Below are 3,897 nucleotides of genomic sequence, written 5' to 3'. Positions count from 1 at the left end.
CTCGGCTGGCGCAATGCAGCCGAGCATGGGCTCGGCTCTACAACCGGATCAGCGCAGGGTGTTCTTCAGCGTTTCCGGATTGCCGTCGTTCGGCGCGGCCGGCACCTGCAGCAGGTGCGCCAGCAGCGGGTAGACGTCGACATTGTCGAAGCCATCGATCACCAGGCCCTGGCGGAACGACGGACCGCTGGCCACGAACACCGCGCGCATGGAGGGCAGGGCGTTGTCGTAGCCATGCGAGCCTCGATCCTGCCTGGCGCGCTTGGCGATCTTCTCCTGGTGAAGGGCGTCCCAGCCTTCATCCATGGCACAGACGATGGCCGGAACCCGCGGATGCGTGCCGTAGTGCCAGCGCGCCGGCAGGTTCTCCTTCTTCCAGCACTCGTAGTGCGTATGGCGGCCGAGCAGGGCGCGTTCCGCTTCCGCTTCGCGGCCCGCGACCGGCGCAAAACCTACCGACTGGCCCTGGCTGACATTGCGCGCGATGGCCGGATCGGCCATTGATTCGGTGGCGATCACGTGGCCGTCGGCGACACTGGCCATGCCGTGGTCAGAGACCACGATGATGTTGGTGGTCGCGACCAGGCCGCGCTGTTGCAGTCCATCGAGCACCTGGCCGACGATCTGGTCGGCGCGCACGATGGCGTCGGCGTACTGTTTCGACTCGGGGCCGTAGTTGTGGCCTGCTTTGTCCACGTGTTCCATGTACAGCGTGGTCAGGCGCGGTGCATCGGCATCGGTCTGCGCCAGCCAGTCGAGCACGATGCCGGCGCGCTGCTCCAGTGGTTCCTTGCCATCGTAGACGCGCCACTGGCTGGGGCGCACGCCACGGATTTCCGACTCGCTGCCCGGCCACGAGGTGGTGGCGGTGCGCACGCCGACGTTCTCGGCGCCGACCCAGATCGGTTCGCCATCCCACCAGCCGCTGGTAGTGACCGCGTCGCGGTTGCTCAGTTCGAAACGGCCCAGGGTTGCATCGTCCATGCTGTTGTTGACGATGCCGTGGTGGTCCGGGCGCAGGCCGGTGACGATGGTGTAGTGGTTGGGGAAGGTCAGCGACGGGTACGAAGGCGTCATCCAGCGCGCGCGTACCCCGCCGTCGATCAGTCGCTGCAGATTCGGTGTCAGGCCGCGATCCAGCGCATCGGCGCGCAGGCCGTCGATCGAGATCAGCAGCAGCTTCGGCGGTGCAGCCGTTGCAACAGTGGTGGGAACAGAGGCGGAAGGGGTGGGCGCGGTGGTGCAGGCGGCCAATGGCAGCAGCAGCGCCAGCGCGCAGGTCAGGCGTACGGAAGTCATCCGTCCATCATAGTGCGAGGTAATGACGCGCCCAAGACACGGCGCACTATCGCGCGCCGTGTCCGCGCATTTTTCCTTATCCCCGCGCCTGTCGGCGCGCCCCCTTCAACAAGAAGGGGGCTTTTCTCCAGACAGTTTACAGACGCTTCCATACACGCATGGCGTGGATCTACCGCGTCGACCAAGGTCGACACCTACCCACCGCCGCGGGAATCTGTCGAAGGTGGGGTGGTGTGGGTGGGCAGGACCGTTGGCGCCATGGATGGCGCCATCGAGCCCCCATGGATGGGTTTACGGCGTGTCCTGCCCACCCATACCGCCCCACCCAACGCGTAGAAAATCGGAGCTGTATTGGCTCTTGACCTTGCCGTTGCCTCTGCGGGTGCCGGGCGCAGCCCGGCCAGCCCTCTCAGGCGAACAGCGGTGCCTGGCGTTGTTCCAGCCGCAACAGCGCGGCCTTGGTTTGCAGTCCGCCGCCGAAACCGGTCAGTGCACCGTTGCTGCCGATCACGCGATGGCAGGGCAGGATGATCGGCAGCGGGTTGCGGCCGTTGGCAGCGCCGACCGCACGGGTCGCACTGGGCTGGCCGAGGTGCTGCGCCAGCTGCAGGTAGCTCCAGGTCTGGCCGAACGGAATCAACGCCAGCGCCTGCCATACACGCAGCTGGAACGGCGTGCCACGTGGTGCCAGCACAAGGTCGAAGCTGTTGCGCTCGCCGTGCAGGAACTGCAGCAGCTGATCGCGTGCTTCCGGCAGTGCATCCGGGGCGTAGTGCCAGTCTTCGCGGCCGCGTGCCGGATGGCGGTTTTCCGGGAACAGCACATGCGACAGGCCACGCTCGTCACCGGCGATGGTCAACACGCCGATCGGGCTGTCGAAACGATCGAACAACAGGGTCATGTCGGTTCTCCAACGAAGGTGCCGGACAGGTGCCACAGATGCAGCACGGCATAGGCGCGCCACGGGCGCCACGGTTGCGAGCGGGCTTCGGTCGCACGCTCGCTCAGGCGCTGGCCTTGGGCGTGGCCGAGGACCTGCTGCAGCACCAGGTCACCGGCGGGGAAGGCATCGGGCTGGCCAAGTCCGCGCAGCGCGATGTACTGCGCGGTCCACGGGCCGATGCCGGGCAGTGCCACGCAGCGCGCAACGAATTCCTCCAATGCCTGACCGGGCCCGAAGTCGAGCTGGCCGCTGGCGCAGGCAGCGGCCAGCGCACGCACGGTGGCGGCGCGGGTGCGCGGCAGGCCGATCGATTCCAGCGGCGCCTCAGCCAGTACCTCGGGCGCGGGGAACTGGCGATCAAATTCCGATGGCATGCCCGGCAGGTGTGCGCCATAGGCATCGACCAGGCGCCGCGCGAAGGTGGTGGCCGCGGCCACGCTGACCTGCTGTCCGAGCACGGCGCGTACGCCCACCTCGAAGCCATCCCAGCCACCGGGCACGCGCAGACCGGGACGTTCGGCGATGCCTCGCGCCAGCAGCGGTTCCTCGCCCAGCGCGGCATGCACCTGCTGCAGGTCGGCATCCAGATCGAACACGCGACGCACGCGGCGCACGATGTCGGGGATCAGGCGCGGATCGACCGCGCCCAGCTGCAGGCGCAGTTCCGGGCGTTTCGGGTCGGCGGTGACGCGCAGCAGGGTGGGGCGCTCGGGTGTGCCGAGCACGCGCTGGTAGCTGTCTTCGCCGATCAGTTCGATGCCGGGCAGGCTGCGCTTGCGCAGGAAGGCCAGCATGCGCGGGAAATCCAGCGGTGGACGGTACACCAGGCGCAGTACCAGGCCGCCGTCATCGGCGGCCGGCGGCTGATGCTGGCGACGCAGTGCCGTCGGTGCCATGCCGCAGCCCTGCAGGAAGGCGGTATTGAAGCGGCGCAGGCTGTTGTAGCCGGCGGCCAGCGCAACATCGGTCACCGGCAGCGTGGTCTCGGTCAGCAGCTGCTTGGCCAGCAGCAGGCGATGGGTGGCGTGGATCTGCCCCGGCGTCGCGCCCAGGTGTTCAACGAACAGGCGCTGCAGCTGGCGCGCGCTGAGGCCGATCTTCTGCGCGAGGTCGGCAACGGGCTGCTCCTGCAGGAAGCCGCCATGGATCAGGGCGAGGGCGCGCTGCACGATCTGCCCAGCCAATGCCTGCTGTGCCTGCGGCGCCAGTTCGGGACGACAGCGCAGGCACGGGCGGTAGCCGGCGGCGGCGGCGGCAGCGGCGGTCGGGTAGTAGGTGATGTTGCGCGGCTTCGGTGGCGGTGCCGGGCACACCGGGCGGCAGTAGATGCCGGTGCTGCGCACGGCGGTGAAGAACACGCCGTCGAAGCGTGCGTCGCGGGCCAGGCGGGCGCGGTCGCAGGCGGCGGTGTCGAGGGCGAGGGCGGTATCCATGGCGCCAGTCTAGGCGTGTGCGGGTGGAGATACTCGCCACATTCGGACATGGATGCTGAAGGGCGTCAGGTCGGGCTGTGCCCGGCACCCGCGGTAGTGCCGGCCGCTGGCCGGCAACGGCGACGGCAACGGCAGAAGCTGGTTTCCTGTGGGGAGGCGGGGTGGGCCCGGTTGCGGGAGACGCCGTAAACCCGTCCTTGGGGGCTTGGCCGCGGCATCCAT

3 protein-coding genes are annotated in these 3,897 nt (G+C 68.5%); all 3 read right to left on the bottom strand.

The genetic code is table 11. The features are described 5' to 3' along the window. Positions 1-48: 48 nt before the first annotated feature. Positions 49-1,299 (bottom strand): alkaline phosphatase family protein, encoded by a 1,251-nt coding sequence (locus ACTJJM_RS02310; protein ID WP_159359935.1) that lies wholly within the window; start codon positions 1,297-1,299, stop codon positions 49-51. A gap of 409 nt (positions 1,300-1,708) precedes the next feature. Beyond that, a complete protein-coding gene (locus tag ACTJJM_RS02305) occupies positions 1,709-2,200 on the bottom strand; it encodes a methylated-DNA--[protein]-cysteine S-methyltransferase (protein WP_010483106.1) in 492 nt (163 codons plus the stop codon). Beyond that, positions 2,197-3,675: a DNA-3-methyladenine glycosylase 2 gene (locus tag ACTJJM_RS02300; protein ID WP_049455656.1), complete on the bottom strand. Its 1,479-nt coding sequence runs from the start codon at positions 3,673-3,675 to the stop codon at positions 2,197-2,199. The genes ACTJJM_RS02305 and ACTJJM_RS02300 overlap by 4 nt, the downstream gene beginning before the upstream one ends. Positions 3,676-3,897 lie beyond the last annotated feature (222 nt).

It is taken from the genome of Stenotrophomonas sp. 22692 (genome assembly GCF_052045015.1).
Lineage (GTDB): Bacteria > Pseudomonadota > Gammaproteobacteria > Xanthomonadales > Xanthomonadaceae > Stenotrophomonas > Stenotrophomonas geniculata.
This window is presented reverse-complemented; position numbering and strand designations above follow the sequence as displayed.

What these genes read in the sequence shown, in the direction of transcription:
- ACTJJM_RS02300 (WP_049455656.1), bottom strand. Translation starts at nt 3,675, where the DNA reads ATGGATACCGCCCTCGCCCTCGACACCGCCGCCTGCGACCGCGCCCGC.
- ACTJJM_RS02305 (WP_010483106.1), bottom strand. Translation starts at nt 2,200, where the DNA reads ATGACCCTGTTGTTCGATCGTTTCGACAGCCCGATCGGCGTGTTGACC.
- ACTJJM_RS02310 (WP_159359935.1), bottom strand. Translation starts at nt 1,299, where the DNA reads ATGACTTCCGTACGCCTGACCTGCGCGCTGGCGCTGCTGCTGCCATTG.